The 15513-nt window shown below is 43.0% G+C and carries 15 protein-coding genes; 5 read left to right on the top strand and 10 right to left on the bottom strand.

All coding sequences use genetic code 11. The features are described 5' to 3' along the window. Positions 1 to 49: 49 nt before the first annotated feature. Positions 50 to 430 carry a nitrous oxide-stimulated promoter family protein gene (locus VPNCDNU1_RS24065; protein ID WP_104402709.1) on the bottom strand — a complete coding sequence of 127 codons (381 nt, stop codon included), beginning with the start codon at positions 428 to 430 and terminating at the stop codon, positions 50 to 52. Positions 431 to 568: 138 nt separating this feature from the next. On the opposite strand from VPNCDNU1_RS24065, the gene VPNCDNU1_RS24070 reads away from it, so the two are divergent. Continuing rightward, positions 569 to 841, top strand: coding sequence for a hypothetical protein (locus VPNCDNU1_RS24070; protein WP_104402710.1), 273 nt, complete (start codon positions 569 to 571; stop codon positions 839 to 841). Positions 842 to 876: 35 nt separating this feature from the next. Here VPNCDNU1_RS24070 and VPNCDNU1_RS24075 read toward each other — a convergent pair whose 3' ends face one another. Further along, positions 877 to 1563 carry a helix-turn-helix transcriptional regulator gene (locus VPNCDNU1_RS24075; RefSeq protein ID WP_104402711.1) on the bottom strand — a complete coding sequence of 229 codons (687 nt, stop codon included), beginning with the start codon at positions 1561 to 1563 and terminating at the stop codon, positions 877 to 879. 62 nt (positions 1564 to 1625) lie between these two features. Further along, positions 1626 to 1940, bottom strand: coding sequence for a hypothetical protein (locus tag VPNCDNU1_RS24080; RefSeq protein ID WP_104402712.1), 315 nt, complete (start codon positions 1938 to 1940; stop codon positions 1626 to 1628). Positions 1941 to 2449: 509 nt separating this feature from the next. Between VPNCDNU1_RS24080 and VPNCDNU1_RS24085 the strand changes: the two genes are divergently transcribed. Together VPNCDNU1_RS24085 and VPNCDNU1_RS24090 are read left to right on the top strand one after the other, a co-directional pair. Then, on the top strand, positions 2450 to 4813 hold the full coding sequence (locus VPNCDNU1_RS24085) for a chitinase C-terminal domain-containing protein (protein ID WP_237324210.1): 2364 nt from the start codon (positions 2450 to 2452) through the stop codon (positions 4811 to 4813). Between the two features lie 146 nt (positions 4814 to 4959). Continuing rightward, positions 4960 to 5433 (top strand): GNAT family N-acetyltransferase, encoded by a 474-nt coding sequence (locus tag VPNCDNU1_RS24090; protein ID WP_104402713.1) that lies wholly within the window; start codon positions 4960 to 4962, stop codon positions 5431 to 5433. 54 nt (positions 5434 to 5487) lie between these two features. Here the strand turns inward: VPNCDNU1_RS24090 and VPNCDNU1_RS24095 are convergent, their stop codons facing one another. The 6 genes from VPNCDNU1_RS24095 to VPNCDNU1_RS24120 all read right to left on the bottom strand — a co-directional run bounded on the left by VPNCDNU1_RS24095 (position 5488) and on the right by VPNCDNU1_RS24120 (position 11036). Continuing rightward, a complete protein-coding gene (locus VPNCDNU1_RS24095) occupies positions 5488 to 6954 on the bottom strand; it encodes a sensor domain-containing diguanylate cyclase (RefSeq protein WP_104402714.1) in 1467 nt (488 codons plus the stop codon). 1 nt (position 6955) lies between these two features. After that, positions 6956 to 8092 carry an FIST signal transduction protein gene (locus tag VPNCDNU1_RS24100; protein ID WP_104402715.1) on the bottom strand — a complete coding sequence of 379 codons (1137 nt, stop codon included), beginning with the start codon at positions 8090 to 8092 and terminating at the stop codon, positions 6956 to 6958. Positions 8093 to 8339: 247 nt separating this feature from the next. Continuing rightward, a complete protein-coding gene (locus VPNCDNU1_RS24105; RefSeq protein WP_104402716.1) occupies positions 8340 to 9077 on the bottom strand; it encodes a BPL-N domain-containing protein in 738 nt (245 codons plus the stop codon). A 59-nt stretch (positions 9078 to 9136) separates the two neighbouring features. Continuing rightward, a complete protein-coding gene (locus VPNCDNU1_RS24110; RefSeq protein WP_104402717.1) occupies positions 9137 to 9685 on the bottom strand; it encodes a biotin transporter BioY in 549 nt (182 codons plus the stop codon). After that, the gene (locus VPNCDNU1_RS24115; protein WP_104402718.1) at positions 9686 to 10300 is read right to left on the bottom strand and encodes an energy-coupling factor transporter transmembrane component T family protein; all 615 of its coding nucleotides are present in this window, start codon (positions 10298 to 10300) and stop codon (positions 9686 to 9688) included. Continuing rightward, entirely contained in the window at positions 10275 to 11036 is a 762-nt protein-coding gene (locus VPNCDNU1_RS24120) for an energy-coupling factor ABC transporter ATP-binding protein (RefSeq protein WP_104402719.1), read from the bottom strand. Before VPNCDNU1_RS24120 ends, VPNCDNU1_RS24115 begins: the two co-directional genes overlap by 26 nt. A 272-nt stretch (positions 11037 to 11308) precedes the next feature. Between VPNCDNU1_RS24120 and VPNCDNU1_RS24125 the strand changes: the two genes are divergently transcribed. After that, the gene (locus tag VPNCDNU1_RS24125; RefSeq protein WP_104402720.1) at positions 11309 to 12103 is read left to right on the top strand and encodes an AraC family transcriptional regulator; all 795 of its coding nucleotides are present in this window, start codon (positions 11309 to 11311) and stop codon (positions 12101 to 12103) included. Between the two features lie 61 nt (positions 12104 to 12164). Here VPNCDNU1_RS24125 and pyrC read toward each other — a convergent pair whose 3' ends face one another. Then, the gene (gene pyrC, locus VPNCDNU1_RS24130; RefSeq protein ID WP_104402721.1) at positions 12165 to 13196 is read right to left on the bottom strand and encodes a dihydroorotase; all 1032 of its coding nucleotides are present in this window, start codon (positions 13194 to 13196) and stop codon (positions 12165 to 12167) included. 424 nt (positions 13197 to 13620) lie between these two features. On the opposite strand from pyrC, the gene VPNCDNU1_RS24135 reads away from it, so the two are divergent. Beyond that, positions 13621 to 15447 (top strand): hybrid-cluster NAD(P)-dependent oxidoreductase, encoded by a 1827-nt coding sequence (locus VPNCDNU1_RS24135; protein WP_104402722.1) that lies wholly within the window; start codon positions 13621 to 13623, stop codon positions 15445 to 15447. The last annotated feature ends 66 nt before the right edge of the window (positions 15448 to 15513 follow it).

Consider the following 15513-nt stretch of genomic DNA (forward strand, 5'->3'; position numbering starts at 1 on the left):
AATTAATGGGTTAGAGCACGTAATTATGAGGCTTAAGGTGATAGAGCTGTTATTTATTTGATTTCAATCTCAAATGACGATTAGACAAATTGGATTTCGGTAAATCGGGTACTTCACGCTTTTCATGGATTAGATGCCGAATAGCTAATATAGGGTGATGGAGCAGCATTCTGGGACCAGAATATCGCATAATGACTCTCATCTTTTCCTTGGGTTCAGGTTTGTAGCAATGGATTAGGCAGCGATTACATGTTGGTTTGTTTTCACCATAAGGGCAGCGATCCAATCGTGTTTCGGCGTAATTTCCTAGCGACTGACAGTCTGTGCAGGAAGGAGAGTGGTATGCCTTACAATAAATCTCGATCATTGCAGATACCGTTTTGAATTCGGTGTTCAGTTTTCCACGCAAAATGTCGCTGCTACGTTTCATCTTTTTTCTCACATAGACTTTAACGCCTATAGAATATTACTTTAAAACAAAGACGCCCTTGATATTCTTCAATTGTCCCAGTGATTATTGTTGGTTCAGGCGGTATACTCTGCCTGTTTTTAATTGGCTGGATCAAGAATGAGCAACGAACAAGAAGCAATAATGACGGACGAACACCTTCGCGAAGTAGTAGAAAATCAAATAGCCGATGGTGACCCGATCAAAGTAAAAGAGACGTTAATGCGTCTTATGATGACAGGCAATTCCCGTGAAGACGCCATCGATATGATTGCGTGTGCGTTAATGTTAGAAGTATTTGGCGTTGTCAAAAATGAAGAACCTTTTAATTTGAAAAGATACAAAGAACACTTAGATGAACTGCCAGAAATGAGTTGGCTAGACGAAGATTAAAGATCGTTTAATCTCGGTAAACCCGATACGCGTGACTAGTCCGGTGGCGCGTATTGGGCAATGTAATGTTTGAGTGATTTTGTATCACTTGTAGCAAATTGAGTCTCTAGAACCTCCAGTGCAATTACTCTGTCTACACGGAAATTACGATAAGCACTTCGCAATTCACACCAAGCAATCAGTGTCCACACTTTACCCCAAAATATCTGCCCTAATGGTTGGATTAGCCTCTCTGAAACATCGCCGCTTTCCGCTTGATACTTCATTTTTACTACCTGTTGGTTTTTCGTCGCATTACGCAGCATTTGGCTTCTCGCAGCGGTATCAGACTGGATATGGTAGTCAGGCACGATAAGGGAAAACTCTTCAACTTGTCGTTTAAGGCTATCTGGAAGGACCGACATGATTTTACGAGATGCAGATCGGCTAGCATCAGCAAGCTCTTTGTCGGACCATGCTCTTACCATTCTCATTCCTAGTTCAAGTGCCATCATTTCTTGTTCACTAAACATAAGCGGTGGAAGGTGAGAGCCGGACTTAAGCAGATACCCGACTCCCGCCTCTCCTTCAATTGGGACGCCAGACAAAATGAGTGATTGAATATCTCGATAGATGGTCCGTTCACTGACCTCCATTGTCTCAGCGAGATATTTCGCTGTGACGGCGTAACGCTTTGAGCGTAACAAAGTCAGTAACTCGAACAGCCTTTCAGATTTACTCATGTGTCTATCGTATCCTTACAAGTAGGAAAATATTAAGTGTGATTACTATCAGTTTTATTACATTACATCGTACAGCCAGTGTCTGACTTGATGATTTGATGCTGCATATCCACGGACTCCATTTCGATTTTGGAGGCGTAATCCTGCGTTTCAGGTGCGGTCATAAATTCTTTTGATGCAGCTTTCGCTTTTTCCATGTCTTGCCAATATACCGTGTCTGTCCATGTTTCTTTTTGCTGATTGTAGCTCAACGAGCGATACAAAAAACCTTCCGAGCGCTTTAAAAAGCCAGTGATTTGATCTGATGCTTCAAGTAGTTGCGATTCGGTAACGCCATCCAATACTTTGTAATTCACTATTTCGAGAACTTGTTCCATGATTTTATTCCTTGTTGTTGAATTCAGGATCATCTTAAAAAAGTGGGTTGACAGAATCTGTCAGTACAACAAAAAAACAAATGAAAATAGAATGTTGCGATTTTATCGTTAATTCTATGTCAGAGTTGTGCAAACTAAACCTTTGTTTAGGTTGGAGTATTTAGGGAATTAGTCTGCAATAAAGTCAGTTTCCCGAGATAATGCGGATATTGATATAAATCAATAGCGACTTTCTTCTGTGGAAAAATTTAGTTGCTGCTACAAAATATGATTCACCTTGTTGCATAAAACTAACATGTGTTTGCGAGTCATTGTTCAATTTAGATCTTTTGTAGGTGCCGAATTCGATTGTCCAATCTATGGTTATTTTGCAACGCATTCTAAGTTTTGATGCGTTGAGCAGTTTGATCTTTCTAATAGATTTTAAGGATAAAGAGATGAATCATTCGCACCAAATTAATGAGAAAAAGGGTCTTTTCTCGTTAAGCACTATCGCTGCTTCGTGCATGTTGGCACTAAGCGCATTTTCTGCCCCAGCGGCGGCTGCAACACCAGTTGATCATGAAGCTTGTCGACCAGACGGCCTTTATCAAACTCCTGGCGTAACCGTCCCTTATTGTACGATTTACGACCAAGAAGGTCGTGAAAAAATGGGTATGGATCACCCAAGACGACTTATCGGTTACTTCACTAGCTGGCGTGCTGGTGATGACCCTCAAGCACAATACCTAGTTAAAGATATTCCATGGGAGCAGTTGACCCATATTAACTATGCATTTGTGAGCATCGGATCCGACGGTAAAGTCAATGTTGGTGATGTTAACGATCCAAACAACGCAGCAGTAGGTAAAACATGGCCAGGTGTTGAAGTTGATCCTGCATTGGGCTTCAAAGGTCACTTCGGTGCACTTGCTACTGCAAAACAGAAACACGGCGTAAAAACGTTGATCTCCATCGGCGGTTGGGCCGAAACGGGTGGTCACTTTGGTGCTGATGGTACGCGTGTAGCGGACGGTGGTTTCTACACAATGACAACCAATGCCGATGGTTCTATCAACCATGCAGGCATTGAAAAGTTCGCAGCGTCTGCTGTGGAAATGATGCGTAAATACAAGTTTGATGGCCTGGATATCGATTACGAATACCCAACATCAATGGCAGGTGCTGGTAACCCAGACGATAAAGCGTTCATGGAACCTCGTCGTCAATACCTATGGGCATCTTATCAAGAGTTGATGAAAGTACTTCGTCAGAAAGTGGATGCAGCTTCTGCACAAGACGGCAACCACTACATGCTGACAATTGCAGCGCCTTCTTCAGGTTACTTGCTTCGTGGTATGGAAACGTTTGACGTTACTAAGTACCTCGATTACGTAAACATCATGTCTTACGATTTACACGGTGCTTGGAACGACCACGTTGGTCATAACGCAGCGTTGTACGACACAGGTAAAGATTCTGAGCTAGCTCAGTGGAATGTATATGGCACAGCTGCATACGGTGGTATCGGCTACCTAAACACTGACTGGGCTTACCATTACTTCCGTGGTTCTATGCCTGCTGGTCGTATTAACATCGGTGTTCCATACTACTCACGTGGTTGGCAGGGTGTTACTGGTGGAGAAAACGGTCTTTGGGGACGTGCTCCGCTTCCTAACCAAAACGAGTGTCTTCCAGGTACTGGTGAAGGTGAGAAAAACAACTGTGGTTACGGTGCGACTGGTGTAGACAACATGTGGCACGATACCGATCCGAAGACCAAAAAAGAAATGGGTGCGGGTTCTAACCCAATCTGGCATGCGAAAAACCTTGAGAAAGGTATCTACGGTTCATACGCAGACGCTTACAAGCTAGACCCAGTTAACAACCCAGACCACAAATTGGTAGGTAACTACGTTCGCCATTACGACAGCGTGGCAGTAGCACCATGGCTATGGAACGCGCAGAAGAGTGTATTCCTTTCTATCGAAGATAAAGACTCTATCAATGTGAAAGCGGACTATGTCATCGATAAAGAAATCGGCGGCATCATGTTCTGGGAACTGGCGGGTGACTACAACTGCTACGTACTAGATGGTCAAGGAAACCGCACAACGGTTGACGCAACAGAGCAAGCTTGTGCTACCGGTAACGGTGAGTACCACATGGGTAACACCATGACGAAAGCGATGTACGACAAGTTCCAAGCGACAACGCCTTACGGTAACAAAGTAGCGGTTCTACCAACTCCTACAGAAGCGGTCGATATTGCAGTAAGTGTTGGTGGCTTTAAAGTGGGTGACCAAAACTACCCAATTAACCCGAAAGTAACATTTACGAACAACACTGGAACTGAACTACCGGGCGGAACTGAATTCCAGTTCGATATCCCAGTATCTGCTCCTGATAACGCGAAAGATCAATCTGGTGGTGGTCTGAAAGTTATCGCTTCTGGCCACACTCGTGCGAACAACATTGGTGGTCTAGACGGACCAATGCACCGCGTTTCTTTCTCTCTACCTAACTGGAAAGCACTACCAGCTGGCGGTACTTATGAGCTTGATATGGTTTACTACCTACCAATCTCTGGGCCTGCTAACTACAGTGTGAAAGTAAATGGTAAAGAGTACGCGTTCAAGTTTGAGCAGCCTAACCTACCAATTGGTGACCTAAATGGTGGCGGTGGTCCTGGTGGCCCTGGTGACGGTACTTGTAGCACTACAGGTATCAACGTTTACCCTAACTGGCCTCAAACTGACTGGGCGGGTAACCCAAGCCATGCAACAGGTGGTGACCAAATGGTTCACAACAACGTTGTTTACAAAGCAAACTGGTACACATCATCTGTACCAGGAAGTGATGGCAGCTGGACTAAAGTGTGTGCAGTAAAGTAATTTGATACTGATCCACAATTATATAAATGCGAGTGTTTTTACACTCGCATTTTTTTTACATGCATTCCAATGACCAAAATAGAGACTATGATTAAAAAATACTCAGTAGAGGTTGGCAACCCAAAAATTCACTTCAAGGAAACATCGTGATTGTTAGAAGAGCAGAGCGCAAAGACAAAGAAGAATGGGCGATATTAAGAAATGAATTGTGGCCCGATGAATTATCAGTGCACAAATTGGATATAGAGTCCTTTTTTGATCTTACTAGTGTTCAAATTGTTGAGGTGTTCGTTTTAGATAATGAAGAAGATAAGATCGTCGGATTTATTGAATTAAACATCCGAAGCCATGCTGAAGGAGTTGACGTCAGAGGCGTCCCTTATATAGAGGGGTGGTTTATTGAGCGGGATTATCGTGGTCAAGGTTTTGGCAAAAAGTTGTTGAGGCAAGCGGAAAGCTGGGCTCGACGACAAGGTTTTGATTGGTTAGCAAGCGATTCAGATATCAATAACCTTGCAAGTATCGCTTGCCACAACGCGGTAGGGTTTAAAGAGATGGCTAGGAACGTCTGTTTTGCAAAAAACCTTAGATCACATTACCTGTCAGACGAAGATGAATAAAAGGCAGTCAATGGTAAATAGAAGAGATGACGTAAGACATTTCAATCAAAGACGTCAGCTTGTGCGCTTTTTATAGCCTTCGGAGTCGACAACTTGGTTTCTACCATGTTCTTTTGCAAAGTAAAGATATTCGTCTGCTGAGTTTATTGCATGCTCTAAAGGTTTTTCGAGTAAGGTGCCTGAAAGCGTAATGACGCCAAGGCTGACAGTCAGCCTAATGTTTTGATCACCATTACTTACAATCATTCTCTCTATTTCTTGTCTGATACGTTCAGCGATTTCTTTGGCTAGCTCCATTGAAGCACTAGGAAGAGCGACAGCAAACTCTTCTCCTCCAAGTCGACCAAGAATATCTACATCTCTCGTTACTTCACCAATTTTCGATACAACAGCAACAAGAACGTCATCGCCCGCGGCATGACCATATGTATCATTGATTTTTTTGAAGAAGTCGATATCCAAAATGATGAGCGAAAGAGGACGATTGATACGGATGCAGGTAGAAATGGCTCGCTCTGTATAATCATTGAAACTGCGTCGATTGAGTGCGCCTGTTAATGGATCGGTAGATGCAAGAACACGCAATTTCTTTTCCAGTTGTTTTCGATCGCTAATGTCAGAAATAGACATAATAATCAAAAGCTGATCATCAAACATGAGTGTACTCAGTGCTATTTCTGCTTGCATTAGATCACCAGAAGGTAACGTAATGGCTATATCTAACCTTCGGCTGCATTCCTCTTCTTCGCATTTTAGAACATCAATAACCTGCGCACGCAAAGAAGTCCGATGTTTTATCGCAACAAGCTCTGCTGGATTTTTACCAAGAAACTCTTTCTTAGGTTTTTGAAACACAGTACTTATATACTGATTTACCATGATGATTTCTTGTTTAGGGTTGCATATCACAATACCTGTTGGTGCCGCGTTTACCAGCCCTTGAAGTTGCTTTTGAGCTTTTTGAATTTGCTCCATTCGCTGCTTTTGAAGCGTTTCAAGTTGTTTGGTTAATGATATATCACGTAACACCAGTAACCAGCGAGTCTGGGTAATCGGAGTGATTCGTGCTTTTACTTGATAGTGTGTTTCATGAGCATAAAGATTTAATTCAGCCGCTCTCCCACTTTTGGATTCGTAGTTTCTTAGGAAGTTTTTAAGTTCCGGTGAATTAATGACGATATCTAAATCTTCTATGGCTTTAAAATTTTCTTCAGAATCTATAAATGGTGGAGAGAAATTACCAGAGCGAATATCCCGAACAAGTCCCTCTTTATCTATCCAAAAGCTCATGTCTGGAAGTGCATCTAATATAAGACTAAGAGTTTGGTTCCTATTGGTTAATTCTGTACAGCTAAGATCGAGCGTTCGTTCGGTCATTGTTAGCTGCTCTGCCATCGATTGATAGCCTTGATCAACCATTTCTATAAAAGTATTGATTTGGTCAGCATTGAAGGTTTCACCTTCTTTTGGCACACCATTTGGAAAAGCTTTGCGCAGTTGACGTTTGAGAAGTCGGTGCATATCAAGTTTCCGAAAAAGCAGTAATGGTCATTGTTTGATTGTGTAACTCTGAAGGGTAATGCCTGTCATACGGAGCGATTTCGCCATAGGAATAAAACCCACAAAGTAGGGTAGAAGAACCCAGCTCATCTTTTACAGCTTCAACTTCGTCTTCTACTAGTTGTTTCAAGAGTATTTTTCGCCCAACACAACTGATCAAAATGGCAAACTGAGGGGAGTCTTCCATATTCTTGCGGCACACTTCGGCAGCGCTTTGTGCACCCTCGATAAGTGTTTCTACGTTTGCACGCATTAACATTGCGGTTGCACCAGCGGGTACGTTACCAGCAAACGTAATAGAACCTGAAGTTTCATCAATGCTGAGCAGTGTGCGAACAAGTTTGGTTGATTTACTTGGATCGGTTATCTCTAACGGGAATCTGAGCCCACTTGCAGGTAAGTTAGAGGCCAGTTCGCCTAAGTAGCTTTTGTAGATTTCCAAAGCGTTTTCGTCATCTAATTCATAAAGCGTGTTTTCTTCCGAATGCGTGATTTTTCTTTGTAAACCAAATGGGCTCCAACCACCTCGTGAACCATAACTCACGGAAATTGAATCGCCATAAAAGCCGACCGCAACAACCTGCTTTTCTGCAACTTCATCTTGGTAGAGTACATGCGTCTGGTCAAAGGCTTCGCTATCGCCAGCAAGCCCTCCTGTCACTTTAACGTGTTCTGGTACGGCACAATCAAAACCCTCTGTGAGCATGCAGCCGTTCACATGTAGCCCATCACTGAGCACCAAAATATGCTGTAAATTAGGCGTTTCCATTAGCTGTTTGGCCATTTGGATGCCGATGTCTTTTTGGTTAGTATCTTCACTTGGTATTTTGAGACGTAGCATACGAATAGGAGTTTTTTCAAAACAAACAATGGTAACTACCAGTGCGCTATCATGTACTTGAACGCCAGAAACTTCACCTGCAGTCGAGCAGCCTGTCAGTGAGGCATTTGGCAAGTGATTGCGTAGTTGCTTAATGGCATCTTTTCCATTATTAATTGAGCCGAATAATAAAGCTAAAGTGTTATCACTGTTGAGTCGCTTTATATCTTCTGAGCTTTGCCAATGCTTTCCGTCCCATACAGACTGAAGTGTTTTCATTCCAATACCTAAGTTTCTTTAAACCCTCTTTAAATTTAGTGTGTTTTACTGTTATTTCAAGTTATTAGAGTGGATGATTTGATTAAAATTCAACTAGTTAATCGAACTTAGGTATTCAAGTGGAGCCGCTATCTAATTGTTTTCAAACATGAATAATGAAATCAATTATTGATATAGCTAGCTGAAGTCATGTTCAAGCTTAATTGGAAAGAAACGGCAGTGAAAACAACTCTACTTTGGGGTTGGCTTATTCTGCAAGCAGTTGAGCTAATAAGGCTAGGTTTAGGGATGAGGCATTTTCTAATTCGGTGAAATCGATATATTCATTTCCTACAACATCAAAACGCATGAGTTCGACAGCTTCTGTATCGTATTCGGGATGTGTAGAACTTAGAACATACTGACCTTTACCAAATTTTCCTTTAATAACGGCAGGCGGAGTGTTTGGTAAGTCGGTGAATGTTGCCAAGACTTCAACATTTTCGTCTGGTTCAGCTTTGAATAGGCTACCACCCATATAAAGAGAAGATTGGAGTAGGGTGCTTGAACCTTGGAGAATACCCAAAGAAACAACGTTAGGTTTCGTGCTGTTAAAATTATCCCCCGCGCCAAAAGAATCAATAGGTCCTTCAGCCGTGCCTTTAAAAAATGCGAGTTCGTTTGAGGTTTCAATTTCAAATTGTGAACCTTTTGCCCAAAGAGTTCGAGCACATGCCATATAGGCACCAGCACATATCCCGAGATAAAAACCTCCGTTAGCAACGTAGTTTTTAATCAATGTATTGGCTTTACCATTTAGTTTCGCCGATTTGTACCGGCTTGCTCCGCCAGGCATTACAAAGAGATCAATATCTTGGCTCAAAGCCCCTTCAAGAATTTCATTGGCGTTAACGAAAAAAACGTTATGTTTGCCACGAAGTTTAGCCAACGCATAATACAAAATATGGTTGTTTGAAACGTTGTCGGTATAAATTAGAGTTTTCACAATCGTTCCTTCTTCGCGGCAAACTTTTTATATATACGAGACTGGCTAGATTAAAGAATCTATGCCGCTCTTGATAGCAAACTCGCAGGTCGAGCTTTAGCGATTGCTGATGTTAACAAACCAGCAATAATGGCCTTGATGATGTCACCTGGAATAAAGGCGGTAACAAGAGCCGCTGACTCAAGTAAGGTTTTCTTAAGAACAATAGCCATACCTGTAATACCAAATACATACATCACGATAATACCGCCAATCATCGACGCAACACTGGCGACTACAGTGAGGTTACCGTTGCGCCATTTTTCTACGATGAATCCTGTTACGAACGCAGCAATTGGCCAGCCAACTAAGAAACCGCCAGTAGCGCCAAAGAAAAGCCCAATTCCACCACGGCCACCTGACAACAAAGGAAGACCAATAGCCACGAGCAACAAGAACAGGAGTACGGCTAATCCGCCACGTTTTGCACCTAAGATAGTGCCGCAAAGCATGATGCCTAGACTTTGTGCGGTGATAGGTACGCCAAATGCCAACGTAATTTTGGGGATCAAGCCAAGAGCAGCTATTAGACCCGCAAAAAGAGCAGTATAAGCGATGTTCTTTTCCATTTATTTTTTCTCCAGATTAGTAGTGCCACCGCGAGCCCTGAGAGCTTCGGCAACGTGGTCCGCATCGTCCAGTGCAAGAACGGTAAAAGGTAAAATAATACGCCAGCCAGATCGTTTGGTGGAACGAGCTCGCCAAGCAAAAGTTAGGCTTTGTCCTTTAGAAATCAAAACGGGTGTCATACGAATAACTAAAGCGATTGCAAGCTCCAAGGCTCGTGTGCTTAAGCCCAATCGTCTAAATGGGCGTGCTAAGAAGTGCACTACATCAATCATATCGGATAGTCGCGTTGTCATCGTAACCAAGTTTGCCAGTGCCACGGCCGACAACATTCGAACAACGATTACCGCGCCAACTTGGTATTCCGCTGTCCATGTATGCCATGCGAGTACAATGACTACGAATGGCCATAAAATTTTTAGCTGCCGACAACCGTGCAGAAAAAACACCTTGCCTGGCAGCGCATAAAGAGCAATAACTACGGCAAGGAAAACACCATGCAAGAGGATACTTTCAACAAAAAACAAACTGATTGTGACGATACCAAGCAAGGTAAGCTTTAGACCCGCACTCCAGTTATGTGCTTTCGTTTCAATTGGTGAGGTTAGAGATATCATCGCTGTCTCCCAATCGGTTCATTTCTGCAAGATAATTTGGCAACACAGTATCCGGTGTACCTACTTCTTCGATTTGTCCAGATTCTAACCATAAAACTTGGTCGTAATGTTCTATATCAGCAGGATCGTGACTGATGTGAATTAAGCTTCCAGAGAAGGAATCTAAGTATCTTTGAAGTTGTTGTTTTGTTGGAATATCTAAACCGGCAAATGGTTCATCTAAGATAATAAGTTTGGGCTGCATGGCGACAACAGACATTAGGCAAACTAAGTGTTTTTGACCTTGTGACAATGAAGCGGTATGAACATCTTGCCAGTGAGTTTTGCCAAACTTAGCCAACATGTTTAAAGCATTCGACTTTGCATCAACTTTACTTTGTCCCAGCTGTCGTAAGCCAAATACGAGCTCCTCGATAACAGTAGGAAAGATGATTTGATGATCAGGGTTTTGAAATAGGATGCCAATTTGCTCGACAGCCGCATCTCTATTCTTATAGGGATCTATACCAGCTACTTCTAATTTGCCAGACTGTATCTTGATCAAGCCGGATAAAACGCGCGATAAGGTCGATTTGCCTGAACCATTACGACCAATTATCCCTAGGCGGCGAGACTTCGTTGCAAAAGACATGTTCTTGAGGACTCGGTTACCTTCTATATCTAGGCATACGCTCTGCATTTCAATTAATGAATGTTTAGCAGGAGTTGTTGGTAGTTTGTCGTCTGAACTTATCATGTCTTTATTCGTGTCCAAGTGAATTGCAACCTATCGTCAATTGCGTTGGAGATGATTTGTGACGCGCATACTATCAACTTGAATTTGCAGGGTAAACCACCAATAGATTGTGGAGACTGTTATAGAGAAGAGTAAGGAGATAGATCGTGCGATTTTAAAGCGATGTTCGAGCGAAAACCAAACCCCGACACAACAATTCATTGGGACATGCTAGATTGGGTCGGTATAATGATATCTATCTCCTAAAAGACACCGTGAGTGCGTGGTAAAAGATGAGAGAGAAGTTGCAAACCAATACTCATCCGGCGATTTCTTTTGAAGAACTGCCTTCAGATGTATACATGAACTTTGATGCATTCAATTCGAACACCGTCACGCGAGAGCATTTTCACGCGTGGGGGCAGTTACAATTTATTCGAGGTGGGATGTTAGAGTTGTTCGCGGATGAAACTCGATTCCTCGCACCGCCAAATTTGGCTATATGGGTTCCTGCCGGTGTATTGCACCACAGTTTTAATAGAAAGCCTCTGGATTACTGTTCGCTCAATGTCAGTGTCGATAAAACAAAACATATGCCTAAACATACTTGTCTACTTGGGGTGACGCCAATTATGACGGCTATCATCGAAGATTTTCGGCAGAGAGATGTGTGTTCGGCAGAATCGGATCAAGATAAGCGATTAGTTGACGTTTTGCTGGACCAACTGGCAATGGCACCTGAAAAGCATCACTTCTTACCAACCTCTAGTCATAAAATGCTCGCACCTATTCTAAGAGGGCTAGAAGAGAATCCGACCAACAATGATTCATTAAAAAGCTGGGCTGCTCGTGTTCACACTACAGAACGGTCTCTTGCAAGGCACTGCCAAAGCGAATTAGGGATGAGTTTTACTGAGTGGCGTTTACGTATACGTTACCTTCACTCTATGGACTTGCTTCGAAAAGGTAAGTCTGTAAAAGAAACCGCGTTCCTTTTGGGCTATAACCAAGCAAGCCCGTTTATTACGATGTTCAAACGTTACGCTGGGATTACACCTGATCAATATAAAGTGAATCGACCAGTATAAAAAATGCCCGCATGTTTGCGGGCATCTGATTTGGGTTACTTAATCGACGTATCGATTAGTATTAACGAGTTACTTTCCACTCAATCTGCTCACCAGCACGGATTGGCACAACAATGTCGCTACCAAATGGCATAGTTTCAGCTACATCCCAAGATTCTTTAACCAGTGTAACCGTATCTTGGTTGCGAGGAAGCCCGTAAAAATCCGGACCATTGTGGCTTGCAAAACCTTCAAGGTTTTCTAGCTTGCCTTCGTTATCAAAAACTTCTGCGTAAAGTTCTACTGCAGCGTGAGCAGTGTAAGAGCCTGCACAACCACAAGCAGATTCTTTTGCACCTTTAGCATGCGGTGCAGAATCTGTTCCTAAGAAGAACTTTTTGCTGCCGCTGGTTGCTGCTTCAATCAATGCTTGCTGGTGGGTATTTCGTTTCAAAATTGGCAAGCAATAGAAGTGCGGTTTGATACCGCCAACTAACATATGGTTGCGGTTAAACAACAGGTGGTGCGCAGTGATTGTGGCAGCGACGTTTTCGTTCGCGTTCTTCACAAAGGTTGCAGCGTCGGAAGTTGTAATGTGCTCAAGAACGATCTTCAGGTTAGGGAAGTCGTTAACGATAGGGGTAAGAACGGTGTCTAGAAACTTTTTTTCGCGATCGAATATATCGACGTCATGCGTTGTAACTTCACCATGAATCAAAAGCAACATGCCAACTTCTTGCATGGTTTCTAACACGTGATAGATATTTTTCGCGTCTGTGACACCTGAATCAGAGTTTGTTGTCGCACCAGCTGGGTAGAGTTTTGCCGCGACAATCTTGCCCGTCGCTTTCGCTTTACGAATTTCATCCGAAGTTGTGTTATCCGTTAGATAGAGAGCCATCATAGGTTCGAAGTGCTCACTTGGCTTTTCTGCCATAATACGGTCACGGTAGGCCAGTGCCATTTCGGTATCGGTAACGGGTGGGATGGTATTTGGCATTATCAGAGCTCGACCATTATAGCGGCTGATGTCGCGTACGGTGTCTGTTAAAACATCGCCATCGCGTAAGTGAACGTGCCAGTCGTCAGGACGAGTGATAGTAATTGTTGTCATTTGAATGCTCCCACCAGGTTAAGATAAAACAGGAGCCTAAAAGCAGGAATTCGACGAAAAGTCTAAAAACGCAACCGTTTAGGCGACAGGATGATAGACAAAATAGTGTTATTTTTCACGCCTTTTTTACTAAGAACCGTTTCAAATCAAAAATTGCGAACCTATTGAGCTGAATTTCGACGATATCTGGGGCGTGGACGTAGAGTGAACTATCAAACCTAAACATTCAGAACTGAGCTCTTAGATTTAACAAAACATTAATCTTCCTCTCGATTCAGTGGAGTTGTTGATGTACCGTTATTTAGGTATGGCGAATGATGGTTTCGTCTGCAATAAGCTGAAATGACTTTCTATTATTAAGCATTAAGCATATAAGAAATAAGCTATAACCGAGGCGACAGCCATTCCAAATTAGTGAGCAAAAATGACAATACCACATTTATCGCAAGTTAATGTTTTTCCAGTGAAATCTATAGGTGGCATACAACTCTCAAAGGCTTGGGTCGAAAAGCAGGGGCTGAGTTTCGACCGTCGCTTTATGGTTGCAGCGCTCGATGGTTCCATGATTACGGCTCGTAAGTACCCCAACCTTGTGAACGTGCATGCAGCACTTCAATCTGATGGGCTTGTTCTTACATACCCTAATAAGACTGAGTTGAGGTTAAAGTATTCAGAGTTTGAACGAAACCCTCAACCTGCCAAAGTGTGGAATGACAGTTTTCAGGCACTATCTACCTCTAACACCGCCAATGAATGGTTTAGCCAAATTTTAGATATTCCAGTTCAATTGCTGTTCTGTGGTGAGCAATCTCAGCGAATGAGAGAAAAGATACAGACAAATGTGAGTTTTGCTGATGGTTACCCTCTACTGCTGATAAGTGAGGCATCGCTAGAAGAGCTAAATCGAAGAGCTGATGAAGATAGTTCCATGGATCAATTTCGAACAAACCTAGTGGTTTCTGATACCAAGCCTTTTGCAGAAGACGGCTGGAAAAGAATTAAAATAGGTGAGGTTGAGTTTGAAATCGTTAAACCTTGCGAGCGATGTATTCTTACCACTGTCAACGCGAAAACCGGCGAGTTTAAATCCTCTAAAGAGCCACTCAAAACGCTGTCTACGTTTCGAGCCAATGAGCGAGGTGGCGTATTTTTTGGTCAGAACCTCGTTGCCAAAAACGAAGGCATTATTCGCGCCGGTGATGTTGTGGAGGTTTTAGAAACAAAGCCTAAAGAAGAATACAAAGATAATTCGAAAGACAAGTTAACACTCACATGTGTGGAGAAAGAAACCATAGCACGTGATTTTGTGACGTTTTGGATGGAGCCAGCGAAGGGCACCTTACCCGGCTATCTACCCGGTCAGCATTTGCCTATCGAAATAGACACACCCGCTGGTAAACTTTCTCGTCGCTATACATTATCTTCCAGTCCGACACGACCTGGTAGGTATGCCATTTCGGTAAAACGAATCAATGAAGGGGCGGTGTCAAATTGGCTGCACGATCGATTCAGAGTAGGGGACACGCTGGTGGCAGATACGCCTGATGGCGCATTCCACCTCACCAATACTCTTCATCCATTGTTACTTATGTCCGCAGGTAGTGGTGTGACTCCAATGCTTTCTATGCTTCGCTACCTTTCGGATCACGATCAAGTTAATAACGTTGTTTTTTATCATCAATGCAGTACTGAGCGAGATATCCCTTGCCGTAAAGAGCTAGAAAAGCTGAATATGATTTATCCGGGACTGCATGTGGTGATTTCTTTGACGCAACCGGATTCAAATTGGCACGGATTGACAGGTCGGCTGTCGTTAAGCCATATAAAGAAAATACCCGACCTGCTATCAAGGCAGACTTTTGTATGTGGTCCTAACGGCTTTATGACTAAATCTAAGAATCTATTGATGAAAATGGGGCTGGATGAAAGCCAGTATCATCAAGAAGCATTCGGCGTAGCCAAGCCAATCGAGTTGCCGTTGAAAGAGATAAAAGTGACGGTGGATGGAAAAACGTTCGAAGGAAATAACCAACAACCTCTTTTGAATCAAGCTGAAGATGCTGGGATGAGTATAGCGAACAGTTGCCGAGCAGGGCTTTGTGGTGCATGCCGCGTGAAAGTAATCAGTGGGGAGTTTGAAACACCAGATGTACCAGCCTTGATGTCAGATGACAAAGAGAATGGCATTGTTTTGGCTTGTTGCAGCACACCTCTTGGCGATGTTGCTGTATCGACGGATCCTAGAACTTGATGTGACTAAAAAATGCAGAGAGCCTAAATTCTCTGCATTTATATAACCAAACATCTTGAGGTCACT

Source organism: Vibrio penaeicida (genome assembly GCF_002933855.1).
Lineage (GTDB): Bacteria > Pseudomonadota > Gammaproteobacteria > Enterobacterales > Vibrionaceae > Vibrio > Vibrio penaeicida_A.

Bases quoted from the DNA above. Each gene is read 5' to 3' on its own strand.
- VPNCDNU1_RS24070 (WP_104402710.1), top strand. From the start codon at position 569: ATGAGCAACGAACAAGAAGCAATAATGACGGACGAACACCTTCGCGAA.
- VPNCDNU1_RS24125 (WP_104402720.1), top strand. From the start codon at position 11,309: ATGAGAGAGAAGTTGCAAACCAATACTCATCCGGCGATTTCTTTTGAA.
- VPNCDNU1_RS24110 (WP_104402717.1), bottom strand. From the start codon at position 9,685: ATGGAAAAGAACATCGCTTATACTGCTCTTTTTGCGGGTCTAATAGCT.
- VPNCDNU1_RS24080 (WP_104402712.1), bottom strand. From the start codon at position 1,940: ATGGAACAAGTTCTCGAAATAGTGAATTACAAAGTATTGGATGGCGTT.
- VPNCDNU1_RS24135 (WP_104402722.1), top strand. From the start codon at position 13,621: ATGACAATACCACATTTATCGCAAGTTAATGTTTTTCCAGTGAAATCT.
- VPNCDNU1_RS24095 (WP_104402714.1), bottom strand. From the start codon at position 6,954: ATGCACCGACTTCTCAAACGTCAACTGCGCAAAGCTTTTCCAAATGGT.
- VPNCDNU1_RS24120 (WP_104402719.1), bottom strand. From the start codon at position 11,036: ATGATAAGTTCAGACGACAAACTACCAACAACTCCTGCTAAACATTCA.
- VPNCDNU1_RS24115 (WP_104402718.1), bottom strand. From the start codon at position 10,300: ATGATATCTCTAACCTCACCAATTGAAACGAAAGCACATAACTGGAGT.
- VPNCDNU1_RS24075 (WP_104402711.1), bottom strand. From the start codon at position 1,563: ATGAGTAAATCTGAAAGGCTGTTCGAGTTACTGACTTTGTTACGCTCA.
- pyrC (WP_104402721.1), bottom strand. From the start codon at position 13,196: ATGACAACAATTACTATCACTCGTCCTGACGACTGGCACGTTCACTTA.
- VPNCDNU1_RS24065 (WP_104402709.1), bottom strand. From the start codon at position 430: ATGAAACGTAGCAGCGACATTTTGCGTGGAAAACTGAACACCGAATTC.
- VPNCDNU1_RS24100 (WP_104402715.1), bottom strand. From the start codon at position 8,092: ATGAAAACACTTCAGTCTGTATGGGACGGAAAGCATTGGCAAAGCTCA.